The 20,264-nt window shown below is 71.5% G+C and carries 18 protein-coding genes and 1 tRNA gene; 5 read left to right on the forward strand and 14 right to left on the reverse strand.

Annotation, left to right across the window (positions count from 1 at the left end):
* Positions 1-25: 25 nt before the first annotated feature.
* From SS2_RS13385 to argS, 6 genes are all read right to left on the reverse strand, one after another.
* Positions 26-1,030 (reverse strand): hypothetical protein, encoded by a 1,005-nt coding sequence (locus SS2_RS13385; RefSeq protein ID WP_066464964.1) that lies wholly within the window; start codon positions 1,028-1,030, stop codon positions 26-28.
* Entirely contained in the window at positions 1,017-1,916 is a 900-nt protein-coding gene (locus SS2_RS13390) for a heme ABC transporter ATP-binding protein (RefSeq protein ID WP_083942233.1), read from the reverse strand. Before SS2_RS13390 ends, SS2_RS13385 begins: the two co-directional genes overlap by 14 nt.
* Positions 1,907-3,040, reverse strand: coding sequence for a FecCD family ABC transporter permease (locus SS2_RS13395; protein WP_083942234.1), 1,134 nt, complete (start codon positions 3,038-3,040; stop codon positions 1,907-1,909). Before SS2_RS13395 ends, SS2_RS13390 begins: the two co-directional genes overlap by 10 nt.
* Positions 3,037-4,197, reverse strand: a complete 1,161-nt coding sequence (locus tag SS2_RS13400) for a heme/hemin ABC transporter substrate-binding protein (protein WP_083942235.1) — start codon at positions 4,195-4,197, stop codon at positions 3,037-3,039. Before SS2_RS13400 ends, SS2_RS13395 begins: the two co-directional genes overlap by 4 nt.
* A 173-nt stretch (positions 4,198-4,370) precedes the next feature.
* Positions 4,371-5,762, reverse strand: coding sequence for a diaminopimelate decarboxylase (lysA, locus tag SS2_RS13405; RefSeq protein ID WP_083942236.1), 1,392 nt, complete (start codon positions 5,760-5,762; stop codon positions 4,371-4,373).
* Positions 5,759-7,453: an arginine--tRNA ligase gene (argS, locus tag SS2_RS13410; RefSeq protein ID WP_066464966.1), complete on the reverse strand. Its 1,695-nt coding sequence runs from the start codon at positions 7,451-7,453 to the stop codon at positions 5,759-5,761. Before argS ends, lysA begins: the two co-directional genes overlap by 4 nt.
* Positions 7,454-7,613: 160 nt before the next feature.
* Between argS and SS2_RS13415 the strand changes: the two genes are divergently transcribed.
* The 3 genes from SS2_RS13415 to SS2_RS13425 all read left to right on the forward strand — a co-directional run bounded on the left by SS2_RS13415 (position 7,614) and on the right by SS2_RS13425 (position 9,123).
* Positions 7,614-8,279, forward strand: coding sequence for a FadR/GntR family transcriptional regulator (locus tag SS2_RS13415; protein WP_066464968.1), 666 nt, complete (start codon positions 7,614-7,616; stop codon positions 8,277-8,279).
* Positions 8,280-8,445: 166 nt separating this feature from the next.
* Positions 8,446-8,521, forward strand: a tRNA-Arg gene (locus tag SS2_RS13420).
* Between the two features lie 155 nt (positions 8,522-8,676).
* Complete coding sequence (locus SS2_RS13425) at positions 8,677-9,123, forward strand: hypothetical protein (RefSeq protein WP_066464970.1); 447 nt, start codon at positions 8,677-8,679, stop codon at positions 9,121-9,123.
* On the opposite strand, the gene SS2_RS13430 is transcribed toward SS2_RS13425, so the two are convergent.
* Positions 9,102-9,884, reverse strand: coding sequence for an alpha/beta fold hydrolase (locus SS2_RS13430; protein WP_066464971.1), 783 nt, complete (start codon positions 9,882-9,884; stop codon positions 9,102-9,104). The genes SS2_RS13425 and SS2_RS13430 overlap by 22 nt on opposite strands.
* Before the next feature lie 49 nt (positions 9,885-9,933).
* Between SS2_RS13430 and SS2_RS13435 the strand changes: the two genes are divergently transcribed.
* Positions 9,934-10,644, forward strand: coding sequence for a helix-turn-helix transcriptional regulator (locus SS2_RS13435; protein WP_066464972.1), 711 nt, complete (start codon positions 9,934-9,936; stop codon positions 10,642-10,644).
* A gap of 13 nt (positions 10,645-10,657) precedes the next feature.
* Here the strand turns inward: SS2_RS13435 and SS2_RS13440 are convergent, their stop codons facing one another.
* The 4 genes from SS2_RS13440 to SS2_RS13455 are packed head-to-tail and all read right to left on the reverse strand — an operon-like array spanning position 10,658 to position 13,225.
* Positions 10,658-11,611 (reverse strand): DNA-3-methyladenine glycosylase family protein, encoded by a 954-nt coding sequence (locus tag SS2_RS13440; RefSeq protein ID WP_066464973.1) that lies wholly within the window; start codon positions 11,609-11,611, stop codon positions 10,658-10,660.
* Entirely contained in the window at positions 11,608-12,231 is a 624-nt protein-coding gene (locus SS2_RS13445; protein WP_066464974.1) for a methylated-DNA--[protein]-cysteine S-methyltransferase, read from the reverse strand. Before SS2_RS13445 ends, SS2_RS13440 begins: the two co-directional genes overlap by 4 nt.
* A complete protein-coding gene (locus tag SS2_RS13450; protein WP_066464975.1) occupies positions 12,224-12,709 on the reverse strand; it encodes an RNA polymerase sigma factor in 486 nt (161 codons plus the stop codon). Before SS2_RS13450 ends, SS2_RS13445 begins: the two co-directional genes overlap by 8 nt.
* A gap of 12 nt (positions 12,710-12,721) precedes the next feature.
* Positions 12,722-13,225, reverse strand: coding sequence for a methylated-DNA--[protein]-cysteine S-methyltransferase (locus SS2_RS13455; RefSeq protein ID WP_066464976.1), 504 nt, complete (start codon positions 13,223-13,225; stop codon positions 12,722-12,724).
* A gap of 295 nt (positions 13,226-13,520) precedes the next feature.
* Between SS2_RS13455 and adhE the strand changes: the two genes are divergently transcribed.
* On the forward strand, positions 13,521-16,301 hold the full coding sequence (gene adhE, locus SS2_RS13460; RefSeq protein ID WP_066465012.1) for a bifunctional acetaldehyde-CoA/alcohol dehydrogenase: 2,781 nt from the start codon (positions 13,521-13,523) through the stop codon (positions 16,299-16,301).
* 442 nt (positions 16,302-16,743) lie between these two features.
* Here the strand turns inward: adhE and SS2_RS13465 are convergent, their stop codons facing one another.
* From SS2_RS13465 to SS2_RS13475, 3 genes are all read right to left on the reverse strand, one after another.
* Positions 16,744-17,598 (reverse strand): M15 family metallopeptidase, encoded by an 855-nt coding sequence (locus tag SS2_RS13465; protein ID WP_066464978.1) that lies wholly within the window; start codon positions 17,596-17,598, stop codon positions 16,744-16,746.
* Positions 17,599-17,793: 195 nt separating this feature from the next.
* On the reverse strand, positions 17,794-18,834 hold the full coding sequence (locus SS2_RS13470; RefSeq protein ID WP_066464980.1) for a hemolysin family protein: 1,041 nt from the start codon (positions 18,832-18,834) through the stop codon (positions 17,794-17,796).
* Entirely contained in the window at positions 18,831-20,177 is a 1,347-nt protein-coding gene (locus tag SS2_RS13475) for a hemolysin family protein (RefSeq protein ID WP_066464982.1), read from the reverse strand. The genes SS2_RS13470 and SS2_RS13475 overlap by 4 nt, the downstream gene beginning before the upstream one ends.
* Between the last annotated feature and the right edge of the window lie 87 nt (positions 20,178-20,264).

Genomic DNA, 20,264 nt, shown 5'->3' on the forward strand with positions numbered 1-20,264 from the left:
TCCTGGCCATCTCGACCGCTGGACTTCAGCGCAGGTCGGGGTCGGCGCTGTCGTCAGGCGCGGCGTCCTGGGACGGCGTGGCGCCGGTCTGCGCCTCCTGGCGAGCGGCCTCCTCCTCGGCAGCGCGCCTGCGCTTGGCCCGCACGATACCCACCGCGATGAGCGCCCCGATGGTCAGCAGCCCGCCGACCAGGGAGAGGACGAAGGTCCGCTGCGCGGAGTCCTCCTCGGCCGGTGCGCTGTCGGGGGCGGCGGCCTCGGTCACGGCGGGCGCGTCAGTATCCGCGGTCGCCGCGTCGGTGGCCGGCTCGGTGGCTGCGTCGGTGGCCGCGTCGGTGGCGCTGTCGGTGGCCGGGTCCGTGGCGTCCTCGGACGGCACGTCCGCCGGGACCGCGGCGGCAAAGGTCACCGGTGTGAAGGTCTCGTTGGTGGCGTTCTTCACCCCGTGCGCGCCGACGGTGATGACACCGCACTGCACCTGCGCGCAGTCGACCGGCGCCGGGTTGCCCGCCCGGTCGAAGGCCTCGAACTGGGCGGCAGGGATCATCAGCTCCGTCGCCCACGTCCCGTCAGCTGCGACCACGCCGCCGTTGGCGGCGGCTGCCGTGCCCGAGCCCGGGAAGGCCACGTACCGCTGGTAGCCCTTGTTCTCGGCGCCCTCGGCGTCCGGGGCGTAGAGGTAGTCCTCCCCCGTCGCGCCACCGGCCGTGGGGCGCCACGTGCCACCGGCCTCGTCAGCGACCCACCCGAAGGTCACGTAGATGCCACCGGCGCCACCCTGCACGGACTGGAAACCGGTGCCGGCCACGGTCACCGTGGCCCCGGCCACCACCTCGGTCACGCTCGCGCCGGAGCTGTCGGTGATGGTCACCTGGGACTCGGCCGCTGCGGGACCGGCCAGCGCGAGGGAGCCCCCCGCCGCGGTGAGCGCGGCGAGCAGGCCGACCAGGACGCGGGCCGGGCGCCGGGATCCGGGGACGTCACGAGCAGGGTCACGAGGGGTGTCACGAGGGGTGTCACACAGCGGCACGGGAAGGTCCTCCTGAGGAAGTGGTGCGGTCGAGGGCCACCGCGCCCGAGGGCGGGGTCGCCTGCCCGGTGGGGGCAGCCGAGCTGCGCACCGGAAGGATGATGAGGTCGCCGGTCACCGGGTGGTCGAACACCTCGATGGGGTGGCGGTAGACCTCGCTGAGCAGCGCGCTGGTGAACACCTCGCGCGGGGCGCCGTGCCCACGCACCCGCCCGTCCTCGAGCACCGCGACCTCGTCGGCGTAGGCCGCGGCCAGGGAGAGGTCATGCAGCACGACGACGACGGCGTCACCGGCGGCGGCCTGCGACCTCGCCTGGGTGAGCACCGCCTCCTGGTGGCGCACGTCCAGCGCGGCGGTCGGCTCGTCGAGCATGAGCACGCGGGTCTGCTGGGCCAGCACACGGGCGAAGGAGGCGCGGCCCTTCTCCCCGCCCGAGAGGGTGGGGAACAGCCGCGGCGCGAGGTGGGCGACGTCCCCGATCTCCAGGGACAGCGCGACGACGGCGTCGTCGTCGTCCTCCTCGGGGCGTCCGCGCCACGGGGCGCGGCCCATCGTCACGACGTCGAGCACGGAGAACGGGAAGGACAGCCGCTGCTCCTGGAGCAGGACGGCTCGCCGGCGCGCGAGCTCGGCGAGCTTGAGCCGGTGCAGGTCCTCCCCGTTGAGCAGCACGGTGCCGGCATCCGGCTCGATGTCTCCGGCCAGCACGGAGAGAAGCGTCGACTTGCCTGCCCCGTTGGGGCCGACCAGGGCGAGCACCTGACCGGCGTGGACGGCGAAGTCCACGTCGGTGACGATCGGTGTGCCGTCGAAGGAGACGCTCACCCCGCGGGCCTGCAGGACCGGTGCGGCGGCGGCCGGCGCGGCGTCGGGCGTCATGCCCATCCTCCTGAGGTGCGACGGGTGCGGCGGATCAGCCAGAAGAAGAAGGGACCGCCCACCAGGGCGGTCAGCATGCCGATCGGCAGGTCGGCGTAGGGCACCGCGGTGCGGGCGACGAGGTCGGCTCCGAGCAGCAGCACCGCGCCGCCGAGCGCGCTGGCCGGCAGCAGCACCCGGTGGCCGGGACCGACGAGCATGCGGATGAGGTGCGGCACGACGAGGCCGACGAAGGCGATGATCCCGCAGAAGGCGACGGCTGCGGCGGTGAGCAGGGCGACCAGCACGACGCTGACGATGCGCAACCGCTCGACGTCGACGCCGAGGTGGCGCGCCGAGCGCTCCCCGAGGGAGAGCAGGTCGAGGCGACGCGAGAGCAGGAACACCCCGACGAGGCCGACCGCCACGAGCGGCGCGACGACGCCGACGTACTGCCAGCGCGTGCCGTTGAGGCTGCCCAGCTGCCAGAAGACGATCTGCTCGCGGGACTGGGTGTCGCCGAGGAAGGTGAGGAAGGCGATCCCGGCTCCGCACATGGCGTTGACCGCGACGCCGGTGAGCACGAGGGTCACCACCTCGGTCCGGCCCTGGGAGCGGGAGACGAAGTACACGAGCAAGGTGGTCAGCAGACCCCCGACGAAGGCGAAGGTCGCCACCGTCCAGGACCCGAAGAAGGTCCAGCCGAAGACGATGACCAGGCACGCGGCCATCGCCGCGCCGGCCGAGACGCCGACGACGCCCGGGTCGGCGAGCGGGTTGCCGAAGACACCCTGCATGAGCGCACCGGCCGAGGCCAGGGCCGCTCCGACGAGGACGGCGAGCACGACCCGCGGGAAGCGGATGGTCCACAGCGCGGCGTCGCCGTTGGGGTGGCTGGGCATGGGGCCGATGTCCAGACCGATCCGGTGCAGGATCGACCCGACCACCTCGGCGGCCGGCACGTGCAGCTGCCCGATCCCGGCCGAGACGACGGACAGCGTGACCAGCGCGACCGCCAGCACGGTGAAGAGCAGTCCCACGCCGACGGTGCGCCGGGTCCCGCTCGTGCCCTTCGCGCCAGAGGCGCTGGGCGCCGTGGGCACCGCGGGAGCGGGGGTCGGCGCGACGGGCGCCGTGCGGGCGGTGGTCATGACAGGGTCTGCGGGGCGTAGAGCGCCACGGCGAGGGCGTCGAGAACGTCGGCCGTCCCGGGGCCGAAGCTGAGGATCTCGGAGTCGTCCATGTCGATGATGCGACGGCGCTCCCCCGCGGGCGTCTGTGCGAGGGCAGGGATGGACTCGATGAGCCCGTCGACGCCGCCAGCGGAGGACAGTCCCTCGGACATGACGAGCACGACGTCGGGCTGGGCCGAGATGAGACCTTCGTCGTTCACCGGGCGCATGCCGGACCAGCCGATCTCGGTCGCGACGTCGATCCCGCCGAGGGCGGTGACCAGGGTGTCCGCCCCGGAGTCCGTGCCGAACATGTAGTAGACGCCCGCCTGGCCGCGGACGTAGAGGAAGGCGATCCGCAGGCGGTCGGCGTCGTCGGCGGGGACGATCTCGGCGATCTCGGCGATCTTGGCGTCGATCTCCCCGCTGACCTGCTCGGCGAGGGCGGCGCCCTGCTCCGGCAGGCCGACGGCCGCGGCCACCTCACCGATGAGGTCGGTGACGTTGTCCAGGGACCGGTGGGAGTCGACGACGACGACGGAGATCCCGGCGTCGCGCATCTGCAGCACCACGTCCCACGGGCCCAGGCTCGTGTCGGTGATGATGAGGGTCGGCGCCAGCTCGAGGATCGCCTCGGCGTTGAGGTCGTGCCCGCTCTCGGTGACCAGCGGCAGGTCGGCGACCTCCGGGAAGGACGAGGACGCGTCGCGGCCCACGAGGTTGGCGCCCAGGCCGAGCTCGTAGACGATCCGTGTGGTGGTGCCGTAGACGTCGAGGGCGAGGATCCGGCTGGCGTCGGTGACCGTGACCTGGGTGCCCTGCATGTCCGTCACGGTGACCGGCAGCGTCGGCTCGGGCACCGTCTCGGGGGCTGGGACTGTGGAGTCGACCAGCAGTGCCGTCGACCCGCCGACGATGGTCTTGGGCTCGGCGACCGGCGTGGTCTCCGACAGGCGCGCGCCGCCGTCGGTGACGTGGCTGGGGCCGCTGGCGCCGCTCGTGCTCTGGCAGGCGGACAGCGCGAGAGTGAGGACCAGCGCGGTGGTCAGGGCCCGGGCGGCGCGCAGGCCGCTGCGCGTGCGCCCAGATGGACGGTCGCCGCCGATCCGGTGCTGTCGACGCTGTTCGCCAGTCATCTCGCCGGAACCATCCAGGTGTGCGCGCAGCGCTGCGACGGGGCAGTGCCGGGAATGGAGACCACCCTCTACTGAGGAGGTTTGGCTATCCTAACTGAGCACCTTCGTCGGCGGGAACCCGCCCGAGCGACGGTGACCGACGTCACTGCCGCCCGGTCACCGTCGCCTTCGGATCAGCCCAGATCCAGCGCGAGCAGGTCGTCCTCGGTCTCGCGGCGCACGATGACCCGCGCCTGACCAGCGTCGACGGCCACCACCGGCGGGCGCAGCACGTGGTTGTAGTTGCTGGCCATGGAGCGTCCGTAGGCGCCCGTCGCGGGGACCGCGAGCAGGTCGCCCGGAGCGATGTCCGCCGGCAGGGCGATGTCGGAGATGACGATGTCCCCGCTCTCGCAGTGCTTGCCGACCACCCGGGCCCGCACGGTCTGCGCGGAGCCGGTGCGGTTGGCGAGCCGGGCGGTGTACCGGGCGTCGTACAGCGCGGGGCGGATGTTGTCGCTCATGCCGCCGTCGACCGAGACGTAGAGACGGACCGAGCCATCGTCGATGGTCACCGGCTTGACCACGCCGACCGTGTACACGGTGACCGTCGTGGAGCCGACGATCGCACGTCCCGGCTCGATGGAGATCCGCGGGACCGTGGTGCCCAGCTCGGTGCACACGTCGGCGATCACGCCGGCCAGGTCACGAGCGAGGGACGGCACGTCGATGGGGGTCTCGTCCGGGGTGTAGGCGATGCCGTAGCCGCCGCCGAGGTCGAGCTCGGGCATGAGGTACCCGGTGGCTGCGTGCAGGTCCTCGCGCAGGCCGAGCATCGTGCGGGCGTTGACCTCGAAGGCCTCGGCGTCCTGGATCTGGGAGCCGATGTGCGTGTGCGCACCGAGCAGCTCGAGCTCAGGGTGGCCCAGCACCGCGGTGAGCGCCGCGAGGGCCTGCCCGCCGGCGAGGGAGATGCCGAACTTCTGGTCCTCGTGGGCGGTCGAGATGAACTCGTGACCGCCGGCGTGGATGCCGGTGGTGACGCGGACCATGACGGGGACCGGGTCGGTCGCGGTGCGCCCGGCGGCGCGGGCCGCCGCGGCGACCCGCTCGATCTCCGCGAAGGAGTCGACGACGATCCGGCCCACCCGGGCCTCGATCGCCCGGGCGATCTCGGAGTCGGACTTGTTGTTGCCGTGCAGGCCGATCTCGGCCCCCGGCACGCCGGCGCGCAGCGCGACGGCGAGCTCGCCGCCGGTGCACGTGTCCACCCGCAGGCCCTCCTCACGGGCCCACTTCGCGACCGCGACGGACAGGAAGGACTTGCCGGCGTAGTAGACGTCGACGCTCGTCCCGAGCGGAGCGAAGGCCTGCGTGAAGGACTCGACGAACAACCGCGCACGAGCCCGGAAGTGCCCCTCGTCGAGGATGTAGGCGGGCGTGCCGAAGTCCTCGGCGAGGGTGGTGACGTCGATCCCGGCGAGGGAGAGCACGCCGTCGTCAGAGACGGTCGCGCTCAGCGGCCAGACGTGCGCCTCGAGCGGGGCCGGTGCGGTCTGCGCCTGGGCGGCGCCGGCGGCGCTCACATCCGCTCCGGGGCGCTGACGCCGAGCAGGTCCAGGCCGTTGGCGAGCACCTGGCGGGTGGCGTCGTTGAGCCAGAGCCGGGTGCGGTGCAGGTCCGTGACCTCCTCGTCGCCGACCGGGGTGACCCGGCACTCGGCGTACCACTTGTGGTAGCTGCCGGCGAGGGCCTCGAGGTAGCGGGCCACGCGGTGCGGCTCACGCAGCTCCGCAGCCTGGGCGATGACGCGGGGGAACTCCGTCAGCGCGCCGAGCAGCGCCGACTCCGTCTCGGCGGTGAGCAGCGACGGGTCGAAGGCGTCCGAGCCGTCAGGGGCAGTGCGCGAGACGCCGTGGTCGGCCGCGTTGCGGGCGACGTTGGCGGTGCGGGCGTGGGCGTACTGGACGTAGAAGACCGGGTTCTCGTTGGTCGCCCGGGTGAGCAGGTCCAGGTCGATGTCCAGGCTCGAGTCGGTCGAGGACCGCACCAGGGAGTACCGGGCGGCGTCGACGCCGACGGCCTCGACGAGGTCCTCGAGGGTCACCACGGTCCCGGCGCGCTTGGACATGCGCAGCGGCTGGCCGTCCTTGAGCAGGTTGACCATCTGACCGATGAGGATCTGCAGGTTCTCCCCCGGCACGTCACCGAAGGCCGCGCAGACGGCCATGAGCCGGGCGACGTAGCCGTGGTGGTCGGCGCCGAGCATCATGATGACGTCGGTCGCGCCACGCTCGCGCTTGTCGAGGTAGTAGGCGATGTCACCGGCGATGTAGGCGGCCTCGCCGTCGGACTTGATGATGACGCGGTCCTTGTCGTCACCGAAGTCGGTCGTGCGCAGCCACACCGCGCCGTCCTTCTCGAAGATGTGCCCACCCTCGCGCAACCGGGTCAGCGCACGGTCCACCGCGCCGGACTCGTGCAGGGAGTCCTCGTGGAAGTACACGTCGAAGTCCACGCCGAAGCCGTGCAGGGCTGCCTTGATCTCGGTGAACATCTGCTCCACGCCGATGGACCGGAAGACTTCCTGGGCCTCGTCGTCGGGCAGGGTGAGGGGGTCGGGGCCGCCGGCCGCGGCGACCTCGGCGAGCACGGCGTCGGCGATGTCCTGGATGTACTGGCCGCCGTAGCCGTCCTCGGGGGCCTCCTCGCCCTTGGCGCGGGCGAGCAGCGAGCGCGCGAAGCGGTCGATCTGGGCGCCGTGGTCGTTGAAGTAGTACTCGCGGGTCACCTCGGCGCCGGCGGCCTGCAGGATCCGGGCGAGTGAGTCGCCGACGGCCGCCCAGCGCACGCCACCGATGTGGATGGGGCCGGTCGGGTTGGCCGAGACGAACTCGAGGTTGACCTTGTGACCAGCCTCGGCGTCGCCGCGGCCGTACTCGCCGCCCTGGGTGAGGATGGTGCGGGCGAGCTCGCCCGCAGCGGCGGCGTCGAGGGTGATGTTGAGGAAGCCGGGTCCGGCGACGTCGACGCTCTTGACGCCGGGGGTCGAGGCCAGGCGGGCGGCGAGGTCGTCAGCGAGGGTCCGCGGGGCGATGCCCGCCTTCTTGGCCAGCTGCAGGGCGATGTTCGTCGCCCAGTCGCCGTGCTCGCGCTGGCGGGGTCGCTCGACGAGGATCTGCTCGGGCAGAGCCTGCGGGTCGAGGGCCAGGGTGCCGTCGGCGATGGCAGCGGCGAGGGCAGCGCGGAGTGCGGCGGAGAGCTCGTTAGGGGTCACCGGGCAATCTTACCGAAGTCAGCCAGGCGCCTCCCCCACCGCACACCTGGCGCACGGACCCGTACAGAACCGACAATGATGGAGAGTTCCATGGGTAGAGTGCGGCGTGTGGCACGGCAGCAATGAGGCTGACCGACGACTGTGGTGGGAGAGTCTACGGATGAGCGACAGAGCAGGTCTGATCGACCGGACCGTGGACCAGCTGCGCAAGCACATCGTCTCCGGCGACTGGCCGGTGGGTTCCAAGATCCCCACAGAGCCCGCCCTCACCGAGCTGCTCGGGGTGGGACGCAACACCGTCCGGGAGGCGGTGCAGTCCCTCGTGCACGCCGGGCTCCTGGTCCGCCGCCAGGGCTCAGGCACCTACGTGCTCTCCGACTCCGAGCTCACCGTGGTCATGGGACGCCAGATCGCCGACGCCAACCACCAGCACGTCCTGGAGGTCCGGCGCAGCCTCGAGGTGGAGGCCGCCCGGCTCGCTGCCCGGCGCCGCACGGACGAGGACATCGCCGAGCTACGGGCCCTCAACGCGGCCCGGCAGTCCGCCTTCGCCGGCGGCGACGTCGACGAGATCGTCGCAGCCGACCTGGCCCTGCACCGCGCGATCGCCGCGGTGGCGCGCAACCCCGTGCTGCTCTCCCTCTACGAGAACCTCATCGACGCGATCGGGGCGAACATCCGCACCAACGTCATCGGCCTGGTCCACACCCAGTCCGAGGACGACCACGACTCCCTCGTGGACGCCATCGCGCTCGGCGACTCGTACCTGGCCATGGAGGAGATCACCTCCTACCTCGACGCCTACGTGGACGAGACCTTCGCCTGAACCCACCTGCTGAGCGAGCGAGGGCGCCCCTCCGCGCTCCCCGCAGGGGCCGTGCGCCCGCGCTCACGGCGCACCGATGTGGTCGGAGGTGAGCGGGGGCGGCTGAGGCTGGTAATGTGCTCCATGCCTGATCGGTGAGCGCCTGCGCACGCCAGATCTGGTCCCCGCCCTCGTAGCTCAGGGGATAGAGCGTCTGCCTCCGGAGCAGAAGGTCGTAGGTTCGAATCCTATCGAGGGCACCACCGAGGCTCGGATCCCCCAGGGGTCCGGGCCTGTCTCGTTCCCGGGGTCAGCTCGGCTGGCTCAGCTCAGGCCGACGAGGCTCGCGCTCGCGCACCGGCCGGCCTGACAAGGGGCCCGCCACTAGGTGACGCGCTCACAGGACTACCCTGCGAACATGACCACCACCGAGATCTTCACCGCCCCTCGCGCGACCGCGCTCGCCCGCGCCCGCGCCGCCGAGGAGGGCGCCACCCCCGCTCCCCTGGCCGACCTGGTCTCCACGACCGACATCACCGACTTCGAGATCGAGGTCCTCGGCGAGCTCGTCGCCCGCGCCGTGCACGCGGAGGGCATCGAGTGCGAGCCCGACCTCGTCGACATCGACGTCCCGGACCTCCTGGAGATCCCCGCAGACGTCGTCACCGCTCTTGTCGAGCTCTCCGTGCACGACGCCGACCCGGCCGAGAGCGCCGACGTCGCCGACATCGCGGCCCGGTGGGCCGCGGCGGAGGACATGGAGCTCGAACCCGCCCTCACCCCCGCGCTCGTCCGCCAGATCGTCGACCTCGCCGTCCTGGCGCACGGACGCGGGGACGGTCTCTACCTCTGGACCTCGCTCTGACGTCCCGCTGACCCGGCGTCCTCTCTGGCAGCCGCCTCAGCGAGGACGTCTGCGAGCGCGTCGGGCCGTGACCACATGGGCCAGTGCCCGGTCGGGAGGTCCACGTAGGTGACGTCCTGCAGGTCCGCGACGGGGGCGAACATCGGGTCACCGGATGCCACCAGCCCGCGCACCGCGTCGGCGGGGAAGCTGCAGCACACGAGGGTGGCCGGCACCGCTGCGCCGATCCCCTGCGGCGCAGTGACCGGCTCCGTCAGCGGCCCGGCGGGGTGGGCCACCGCTCGCTTGCGGAACCGGAGGAGTGTGGCGTCGTCGAGCCCGTCCAGGCTCGCACCGCCGGCCTCCAGCTCGGCGAAGGACGGCAGCGGCAGCTCGACCGCGTCAGCGGGCAGGTCTGGCCGGGGGACGCTCCCGTCCGCGGCCGGCCCGCTGTCGACGTACACGACGCGGGCCACCTGAGGCGCAGCGAGGTCGAGGACCGCCGAGACGAGGGAGCCGCCGCCGCTGTGAGCCACCAGCACGGCCGGTTCACCGGCTGCGTCGAGGGCGGCGCGCACCGCGTCGACGTGGTCGGCCAGAGTGACGCCCGCCCGGGGAGACGCGGGTGACTCGAGGCCGGGAAGAGTGACAGGACGGGCGGCGACCCCGTGTGCGCGGAGCCGGGAGACGACGTCGTCCCAGGCCCAGCCGCCCAGCCAGTAGCCGGGCACGAGGACGATCGGTCTGAGGGTGGCGCTGTGAGTGGTGCTGTGAGTGGTCATGACTCCATCCTCGCCAGCGTCCGTGACACCCTCATGTCACCATTTACTGGTGAACAGGACCGATCGTCTCTACGCCATCCGCGAGGAGCTGCGCAGGTCAGGCGCGCGCGGACGGACCGCGGAGCAGCTGAGCGACACCTTCGAGGTGAGCGCGCGGACCATCAAGCGGGACATCTCCGCCCTCCAGCAGGGCGGCTTCCCCGTGTGGGCACGGCTGGGCCGCACGGGCGGCTACGTGGTCGACGCCGGGGCGACGTTGCCACCGGTGAACATCACCGCGACGGAGGCCGCCGCCCTGGCCGCGGCCCTCGCCTCGCACAGCGGGCAGCCCTTCCATCGTGACGGCCATGCCGCGCTCACCAAGATCCTCGCGGTCATGGACGCCGGCGCCCGCTCCCGCGCCGACCAGCTCGCGCGACGCATCTGGGTCGACGACGACTCCTCCAGCGACGGCACCGCCCGGGTGCGCTCGGCGATCGAGGCGGCCCTGGGCGACCGGCGGGTCCTGCTGCTGCGCTACCGCGACGGCTCCGGGGCCACCACCAGCCGCCACGTCGACCCGCAGCTGCTCGCCCGGGCCCACGGCACCTGGTACCTCATCGCCTGGTGCCGGTTGCGCGAGGGGGTGCGCTGGTTCCGCCTGGACCGGATCGAGACCGCCTCACCCACCGTGGCCACCGCCTGCGAGGTCGAGCTGGAGGAGATCGGCCGCCCGCCCGAGCGCGCCCGGGACCTGTCCTCCTACACCCAGTCGTCCTGACCGCGTCGCCGGCTCACCCGTACACGGCCTGCGTCCACAGGTGCGTCACGGCGTAGGCACGCAGTGGTGCCCAGTCGGCGCTCAGCGCGGCTGCAGCGCGTCCGCTGGTGACCCCGAGCGCACGCTTGAGGACCAGGTCGTCAGCCGGGTAGGCGTCGCGGTCACCGAAGAGGCGCAGGGCGAGGTAGTCCGCCGTCCACGGTCCGATCCCGGTCAGGGACAGCAGGGCCGCACGCGCCTCGGAGGGGCTCGCGGCGGGACGGGCGGGAGGGTCGAGACCGTCGAGATCGTCATGAGCGGCACCGTCCAGCCAGACCCGTCCGTCCACGACGGCCTGGGCCAGACCCACCACCGTCGCGGCGCGCGCTCGGGTGAGCCCGACCATCGCTCGCAGGTCCTCGGGCTCGGTCTCGGCGACGGCGTCCGGCGTGGGGAAGGCGCGCATGCCTGCTGGAGCGGGGCGCCCCAGGCCAGCCACGAGCCGCCCGCCGAAGGTCCGGGCGGCCGCGAGCGAGACCTGCTGGCCGAGCACGGTCATCACCGCGGTCTCGAAGCCGTCTGTCGATCCGAGCACGCGCAGGCCCGGCCGGGCCGCCACGAAGGGGGCGAGGAGGCCGGAGGCGCCCAGGTGCGCACTGACCGCGGCGACGTCGCAGTCCAGGTCGAGCCAGCGACGCACGAGCGCGACGAGCGCGGCGTCGACGGGGGCCGGACCGGTGGCCCCCATCGCGCTCACGGTGAGCTCGCCCGGCTGCCCCCACTCCACGGTGAGAACCACGTCAGGCCCGCGCACGACACGGCGGTGGCGCCGCCCGTCCACGTCGCACTCCTCCACGCCGGGCACCGCGTGCGCGGCGATGGTCCGCAGCAGCGGGTCGAGGGTGATGGGCAGCGCGTACCTCAGGGTCACCGGGGCCGTTGGCGTCGCCACCGGGCTCGAGGTCGGCGGGGTATGCGGGGCGGTCATCCGCGGCTCTCCAGGTCGAGCAGCCACCGTTTGATCGCGGCTCCCCCGCGGTACTGCCCCAGGCTCCCGTCCGAGCGGACCACCCGGTGGCACGGGACCACCAGCGGCAGCGGGTTGTGCGCGCACGCCGTCCCGACCGCGCGGGTCGCTCGCGGGCTGCCGGCGAGGGCAGCGACCGCTGCGTAGCTCGCCGTGCGTCCGTAGCCGATGTCTGGCAGGTGGGCCACGACGCTGCGCCGGAAGCCTGCGGTCAGCGCCAGGTCCAGCGGGAGGTCAAAGGTGTGGCGGGTGCCTGCGAAGTACTCCTCGAGCTCGTGGGCCACGGTGTCGAGCCGGGCGGGGGCCCGCAGCACCCGCGTGCTCAGCCGGCGGCCCAGGTGCTCCAGGACGGCGTCGTACCCTTCGCTCTCGAAGGCCACCCGGACGAGGCCGGTCTCGGTGGCGGCGAGCAGCAGCCCGCCGATCGGGGAGTCGACGGTGCGGTAGGCGACGTCGAGCAGCCCGTCCGTGGCAGCGGCACGCGCGAGGCGCTCACGCAGGCGGTCCAGCGCGGCGGCGTCGGGGACGAGCAGAGAAGCGAAGACGTCCTCGTCCTGCGTGGTGATCGGTGACTCAGCCATGGTGTGCCTCCCGGAGGTCAGACTCGGCCGCATAGGTGCGCCGCAGGGTGGCGAACCCGTCGGCGGCCGCTCGCCGGGCTGCCGCGGCCGTGCCGCCGACGAGCTCGGCGACCTCGGCATAGGGCAACCCGCCCAGCACGTGGTAAGCGATGACCTCGCGCTGGCGGCGGGTGAGGCCGGCGAGCGCAGCCATGAGCTCGTCGTCGGGTTCGGCGTCGTGGACGCCCCGGTCCGGGATCGTCTCGACCGGCAGCGCGCGGCGCGCCCCGGCGCGCAGGGAGTCGATGCCCTTGCGCTTGGCGATGGTCACGAGCCAGGCTTCGACGTTGGCGTCCGCAGGCAGGTCAGGGTAGGCGCGCAGGGCCGCGAGGAAGGTCTCCGACCACACGTCCTCGGCGTCGGCGTACCCCACCACCGCCCGGCAGACGCGCAGGATGGCCGGACCATGCCGGGTGACGACCTCGTCGAAGGGCAGCATCAGCGCACGCCTCTAGAACAGCGGCGTCGCGCGGACGCGGGTCGCGTCTTCGAGGGCGAGCAGCAGCTCCTTGCGCTCGAGCCCTCCGGCATAGCCGGTGAGCGTCCCGTCCGCACCGACCACCCGGTGGCAGGGCACGATGATCGAGAGCGGGTTGCGCCCGTTGGCCGCGCCCACAGCGCGCACCACCCGCACGTCGCCGAGGGCGAGGGCGAGCTGGCCGTAGGTGCGCGTCTGACCGTAGGGGATCTCGACCAGCGCGGCCCAGACCCGGTGCTGGAACGGTGTGCCGCTGGCAGCGGTCGCGACGGAGAACTGCGTGCGGTCGCGGGCGAAGTACTCCCCCAGCTCCTCGCGGAGCTGGTCGAAGGCGCCGCCGGCGGCGCCGGTCGCCGGTGCGCCGAAGGTCGCAGGCAGGTGCGCGGCGTCGGACATGTACAGCCCGCACAGGCCGTCCGCGGTCGCCACCGCGGTGAGCGGACCCAGCGGCGACTCGATCACCGTGTACGTCTTCATCGATCTCCCTCGTCGCGGACCCGTCCGGAGGTTACCGGGCGGGACCGCCGTGCTCTGCACATTCTTCCAGTCACCAGGTAGACGTCGGAGGGGGCTCGGATGTGAGGTCCTAGGACCGGCGAGTCCGCTCGGGCACGCCCATTTCCTGGCGACCCCTGCGCTTCGCTGCCACGACGCCGACAAAACGCCCAGAGAAAACATGGGACCTTTGACGCATGTCTGGGGTGGAGTGACCCCATAGCGTTGTGATCAACACAACAGTTCCCCCACCGCAGGCAGCACAGAAGAGGACATGATGACTCTCACCGACGCCCCGACCACCGGCACCGTCGCCCAAGAGATCGACACGCTTGTCACCGCTGGCAACATCGCTCTCAAGGAGTACGCCAGCTTCACCCAGGAGCAGATCGACCACATCGTCAAGAAGGCCTCGGTCGCAGCCCTCAACCAGCACGGCGAGCTCGCCCTGCACGCGGTCAAGGAAACTGGTCGCGGCGTCTTCGAGGACAAGGCCGTGAAGAACATCTTCGCGTGCGAGCACGTGACGAACTCCATGCAGAACCTCAAGACCGTCGGCATCATCAGCCGTGACGAGCTCACCGGCATCACCGAGATCGCCGAGCCGGTCGGCGTCATCTGCGGCGTCACCCCGGTGACCAACCCCACCTCGACCGCGATCTTCAAGTCGCTCATCGCCCTGAAGACCCGCAACCCGATCGTCTTCGGCTTCCACCCCTCCGCGCAGGAGTCGTCCGTGGCAGCAGCCCGCGCCGTGCGCGACGCCGCCGTGGCAGCAGGCGCCCCCGAGAACTGCATCCAGTGGGTCGAGCACCCCTCCCTCGAGGCCACCAACCTCCTCATGAACCACCCGGGCGTCGCCCTCATCCTGGCCACCGGCGGCAACGCCATGGTCCGCGCGGCGTACTCCTGCGGCAAGCCCGCCCTCGGCGTCGGCGCCGGCAACGTCCCCGCCTTCATCGAGCGCAGCGCCAAGCTCAAGCGTGCCGTGAACGACGTCGTGCTCTCCAAGGCCTTCGACAACGGCATGATCTGCGCCTCGGAGCAGGCCGTCATCCTCGACGCCCCGATCTACGACGAGGCCATGGCCGAGTTCGCCACCCTGCACGCCTACCGCGCCACGCCGGCCGAGAAGGCCCTCCTCGAAGAGTTCATCTTCGGGGTCCAGGCGGGCGGCACCAACTGCGGCGAGGCCAAGCTCAACGCCAAGGTCGTGGGCCAGTCCCCCGTGTGGATCGCCGCACAGGCCGGGTTCACCGTCCCCGAGGACACCTCGATCATCCTCGCCGAGGTCTCCGGAGTCGGCCCGCACGAGCCGCTGACCCGCGAGAAGCTGTGCCCCGTGCTCGCGGTGCTGCGCGCCGAGAACGCCGAAGAGGGCATCTCGCTCTCCGAGCAGATGGTCGAGTTCGACGGACTGGGCCACTCCGGCTCGATCCACTCCGAGGACCAGGCCCTCATCGAGGAGTTCGGCTCGCGCGTCAAGGCCGTCCGCATCATCACCAACGCCCCCAGCTCCCTCGGTGGCATCGGTGACATCTACAACGCCTTCATCCCGTCGCTGACCCTGGGCTGCGGCTCCTACGGCCACAACTCGGTCTCCAACAACGTCTCGGCGATCAACCTCGTCAACATCAAGCGGATCGGTCGGAGGAACAACAACTTGCAGTGGTTCAAGGTTCCCGCCAAGACATACTTCGAGCCGAACGCGATCCGCTACCTGGCCGACATGCGCGGCGTCAGCCGGGTCACGATCGTCACCGACGCCACCATGACCCGCCTGGGCTTCGTCGACAAGATCCTCGACGTGCTCAACCGCCGCGGCGACCGCATCGCCCTGCAGATCATCGACGACATCCTGCCCGAGCCCACGGTGGACTCCGTCCAGGCCGGCGCCGCGCTCATGCGGGCCTTCAACCCGGACACGATCATCGCCCTCGGCGGTGGCTCGCCGATGGACGCCGCGAAGGTCATGTGGCTGCTCTACGAGCACCCCGAGATCGAGTTCGCGGACATGAAGGAGAAGTTCTTCGACGTCCGCAAGCGTGCCTTCAAGTTCCCCGACCTCGGCGAGAAGGCCAGCCTGGTCTGCATCCCGACCACCTCGGGCACCGGCTCGGAGATGACCCCCTTCGCGGTCATCACCGACCCCGTCAGCGGCAAGAAGTACCCGCTCGCCGACTACGCCCTCACCCCGACCGTCGCGATCGTCGACCCGGCGCTGACCGCCATGATGCCCGGCTTCCTCGCCGCGGACTCCGGCTTCGACGCCCTGACCCACGCGACCGAGGCCTTCGTCTCCGTCTACGCCAACGACTTCACCGACGGCCTGTGCCTGCACGCGATCAAGCTCATCTTCGAGAACATCGAGAAGTCGGTCGTGGGCGGCCCGGGCAGCACCGAGAACGAGGTCGTCAAGGCCCGCGAGAAGATGCACAACGCCGCGACGATCGCCGGTATGGCCTTCGGCAACGCGTTCCTGGGAATCGTGCACGCCATGGCGCACGTGACCGGCTCGGCCTTCCACCTCATCCACGGCCGCACCAACGCCACGTACCTGCCGCACGTCATCCGCTACAACGGCACCGTGCCCACCAAGCTCACGAGCTGGCCCAAGTACGAGCACTACGTCGCTCCCGAGCGTTTCCAGGAGATCGCCAAGCACCTGGGTCTGCCGGCCTCGACCCCGCAGGAGGGCGTGGAGTCCTACGCCCGGGCCGTCGAAGAGCTCCGCGACAAGGTGGGCATCCCCAGCTCCTTCCAGGCGCAGGGTGTCGCTGAGGAGGACTTCATCGGTCGCCTCGACGAGCTGGCCATGGCCGCCTACGAGGACCAGTGCGCACCGGCCAACCCGCGCATGCCGATGCTGGACGACATGAAGACGATCATGGAGGCCGCGTACTACGGCACCTCCTTCGCCGAGGTCCGCTCGGGCCGCGCCGCGGTCGTCGAGGCAGCGATCGAGACCGGTGCCGAGGCACCGGCCGAGACCGAGGCCGTGTCCGACGACGCAGCCCCCGCCGCGGAGAAGAAGTCGGCTCGCAAGTCCGGCAAGTAGTCCCCAGCAGGCGGCGTCCCAGGGGCGCCGCCTGCACCTGACACGTCAGCCCCGACCGGGTGGTCCGGCCGGGGCTGACTGCTGTCTGCACCCGGTGACGGGTGACGGGTGACGGGTGACGGGTGACGGGTGACGGGTGACGGGTGACGGGTGACGGGTGACGGGTGACGGGTGACGGCCGGTCCCCCGGCCCCGGGCCGTCTGCCGCTGAGGTCGTCTATCAGGTGCGAGGTCGTCTGTCTGAACAGACGACCTCGCACCTGATAGACGACCTCGCTGGATGTGGGGGCCGGAGGCCGGACTGGCTGAGGGAGTCCAGGGCGCCTTGGCGGCGGTTGGGGACGGCTGGAGACGGTTGGAGACGACTGGGGACGACTGGAGACGACTGTGGCCCCGCACCTGGAGGTGCGGGGCCACAGGTACAGCTACGGGTGTGTGAGCGTCAGCTGTGCGCTTCGACGCCTTCGGTGAACTCCCAGTGCCAGGGCTCGGTCGCCCCGGAGCCGCCGGGACGAGCCCAGGCGGGGTTGTCCCAGCCGAAGAGCGGGGCGTTCGTGCGCAGCCACTGCGTCTTGGCAGTCCCCTGGTAGGTCGAGGCGCACAGGTCCACAGCCAGCCCCCAGCCGTGCTCAGACTTCCCCGGGGTCGCCGCGAGGCCACCCTTGGTGCTCTTGAGCGTGTACTGGGAGGACAGGGAGCGGTACCCGTCGGTGATGCACATGTTGCTGCCGTACTTCTGGACGTACGCCTCGTTGAGGGCAGCGAGCGCGACGGCTGCGTCGGCGCGGGCGTAGTTGCCGGTCCCCCACAGCTCGCACAGGCCCTCGGTGGAGAGCTTGCCGTTGGTGCCCTGAGGCTTGGCGGAACTGTCGCAGCCCGGGAGCGGTGACCGCTCGACGGCGCGGCTGGCGGCCAGCACGGTGCGCTCCTCGGCGGAGACGGCCTGGGCCACGCTGGCCGGCGGAGCCTCCTCGACGCCTGCGGAGCTCACGATGGACAGGGTGCTCGGCCCGACGGGGGCGACATCAGGTGCCGCCACGACCTCAGAGGTGCCAGGGGTACCAGCGCCGGAGCCGGCTCCCGCGGTCAACGGGACGGCGATGGTCGCCACGGCCAGGCTGGTGAGGATCGCGGCACGCGGGATCCAGCGGTGCCCGGGAGCGACCGCTGCTCGGGCCGGAGCCGCTGCGGCGCGGCGGGAGCGGTTGGGACGACGCGCCTCACGCTCGGCTGCTTCACGAAGAGCCCTGCGAGAGAGGGGAGCGTCACCTGGAACCAGGCTGTCCTGCTGCTCCACGTCACCTCCAGGTTGCTCTGCGAGCCCGCGCCACGAGGGCGGGCAGACGAAGCGGTCTTGTTCCGTCTCGCACCCTCATCATCGACAAGAGGCGGGCGGACCAAGACCGCAGTAACTGTTACGAAAGAGTAACGAAGGATCGCTCACATTCCAAGCCCCTGGTCCGGGTGAATGAACAACCCCAGATCAGGGGGTCTATCGAGCCTCGCGCTGCATCGCGTCGCGCACCTCGCCGACGAGCTCCTCAAGGATGTCCTCAAGGAAGACGACGCCGGTCACCCGGTCCCCGTCCCACACCCTCGCCAGGTGAGCGCCAGAGCGCTGCATGGCCTGCAGGACCGCCTCGACCTCGTCGCCCGGGGACGCCTCGGCGAGGGCCCGCACCCGCCACACCTGCAACGGCTCGTCGCGCTGCTCGTCGCTCGCGTAGAGGACGTCCTTGAGGTGCAGGTAGCCCACCAGCTCGCCGTCGAGGGCCACGACCGGGAACCGGCTGAAGCCGGTCCGGGCGACCAGACGCTCGACGTCGTCGGGCGTGCAGCCCTCGGTGAGGGTCACGAGGTCGGCGACGGGCACCATGACGTCGGCCGCCGTGCGCTCGGAGAACTCGATCGCTCCGGACAGCAGCCCCTCGTTGTCCTCGAGCACGCCCTGGGCCCTGGAGTGCTCGAGGATCGACTGGACCTCCTCGGCCGTGAAGGCGGAGGCGACCTCGTCCTTGGGCTCCACTCCGGTGGCCCGGACGGCGTGGTTGGCGAGCCAGTTCAGCGCGACGATGATCGGCCGGACGGCCCGTCCGATGTAGACCAGCGGAGGGCCGAACCACATGACGGCCTTGTCAGGCCCCGAGACGGAGAGGTTCTTGGGCACCATCTCGCCGAACACCACGTGCAGGTAGACCACCACGGCGAGGGCCACGACGAAGGCGATGGGGTGGACGAGCGCCTCGGGCGCACCGACGGCGGTCAACGGACCCTCGATGAGGTGCGCCAGAGCCGGCTCGGCGATCACGCCGAGAGTCACCGAGCAGACCGTCACCCCGAGCTGGGCGCAGGCCAGCATGAGCGAGACGTGCTCCATCGCCCACAGGACCGTGGTCGCCCGCTTGTTCCCGGCGAGGGCGAGCGGCTCGATGGCGCTGCGACGCGCGGAGATGATGGCGAACTCCGCTCCCACGAAGAAGGCGTTGCCGGCCAGCAGCACAAGACCGATCGCCAGGGCGAGACCTGAGCTCATGACTCCTCCGTCCGCAGCCGCAGGCGCTCCACGCGTCTGCCGGCCATCGCCTCGACGGTCGCGGTGACCGGCGGCTTCCCGTCGTCGGTCTCCACCCGGACGCTGTCCCCGACCACCGGGAGGCGGCCGAGCCGAGCCATGACGAGCCCGCCCAGGGTCTCGTAGTCGGGACCTTCGGGGACGGTCAGGCCGGTGCGCTCGACGAGCTCGTCGGGGCGCAGCAGACCCGGCACCACCCAGGACCCGTCGCTGGCGAGCAGCGCGCCGGCGCGGCGCGGGTCGTGCTCGTCGGCGACGTCACCGACGAGCTCTTCCACGACGTCCTCGAAGGTGACCACCCCGGAGGTGCCGCCGTACTCGTCCACGACCACAGCCATCTGCAGGCCGAAGGACCGCAGCTCCACCAGCAGCGGTCCCAGCCGGACCGTCTCGGGAACCCGGGGAGCCTCGTCCATGAGCGCGACGACCGGCACCTGCCCGCGTCGCTCGCGCGGGACGGCCACCGCCCGGCGCAGGTGGACCAGACCGACGATGTCGTCGCGGGAGTCGTCGATCACCGGGAAGCGGGAGTGGCCGGTGCGGCGGGCGAGCTCGATGACGGCGTTCGCACTGTCCTCGCGGGAGACGACGGCCAACCGCATCCGGTCGGTCATGACGTCGACCGCGGTCAGCTCGTCGAGCTCGACCGCGTTGGTGATCAGCCGGGCCATGGTGGAGTCCAGGGTTCCCACCTGCGCCGAGCGCCGGACGAGGGCGGCGAGCTCGGAGGCTGAGCGGGCTCCGGAGAGCTCCTCCTTGGGCTCCACCCCGAGCCTGCGCAGGATCGCGTTGGCGGACCCGTTGAGGGCCGCGATGACCGGGTGCAGCAGCTGGGTGAAGACCCGTTGCACCGGGACCACCAGGCGGGCTGTGGCCAGCGGCCGGCTCAGTGCGTAGTTCTTGGGGATGAGCTCGCCGAAGAGCATGGAGAAGAAGTTCACCAGCACGACGGAGGCGGCGACGGCGATGACCCCTGCGGTGGTGGCGGTGACCACGGAGCCGCCACCCAGGGCGGACTCGACAAGGGTCTTGATCGCGGGCTGGGCCGTGTAGCCCAGCAGGATGGTGGTGATGGTGATGCCCACCTGGGCGGAGGACAGCTCGGTCGAGAGGTGCTTGAGAGCGTGCCGCACGCTCCGGGTGCGCCGGTCGGAGGCGACCGCGGGGGTAGCGCCCTCCGCGTCGTCGTCGGCGCCCACCACCGCGGGGTCCAAGGTCACCAGCGCGAACTCGCTCGCGACGAACACCGCCGTGCCGATCGTCAGGAGCACGCCCAGCCCGACCAGGAGCCACTCGGTCACCATGCATCACCGTGCTGGCCACCGTGCAGGTCGTGAGACGAAGACATCTGTCGTGACGAGTCGTCGGCTGTCATCAGGTTGAGAATAATA

The sequence above is a fragment of the Sanguibacter suarezii NBRC 16159 genome, assembly GCF_001552735.1.
In the GTDB taxonomy this organism is placed as follows: domain Bacteria; phylum Actinomycetota; class Actinomycetes; order Actinomycetales; family Cellulomonadaceae; genus Sanguibacter; species Sanguibacter suarezii.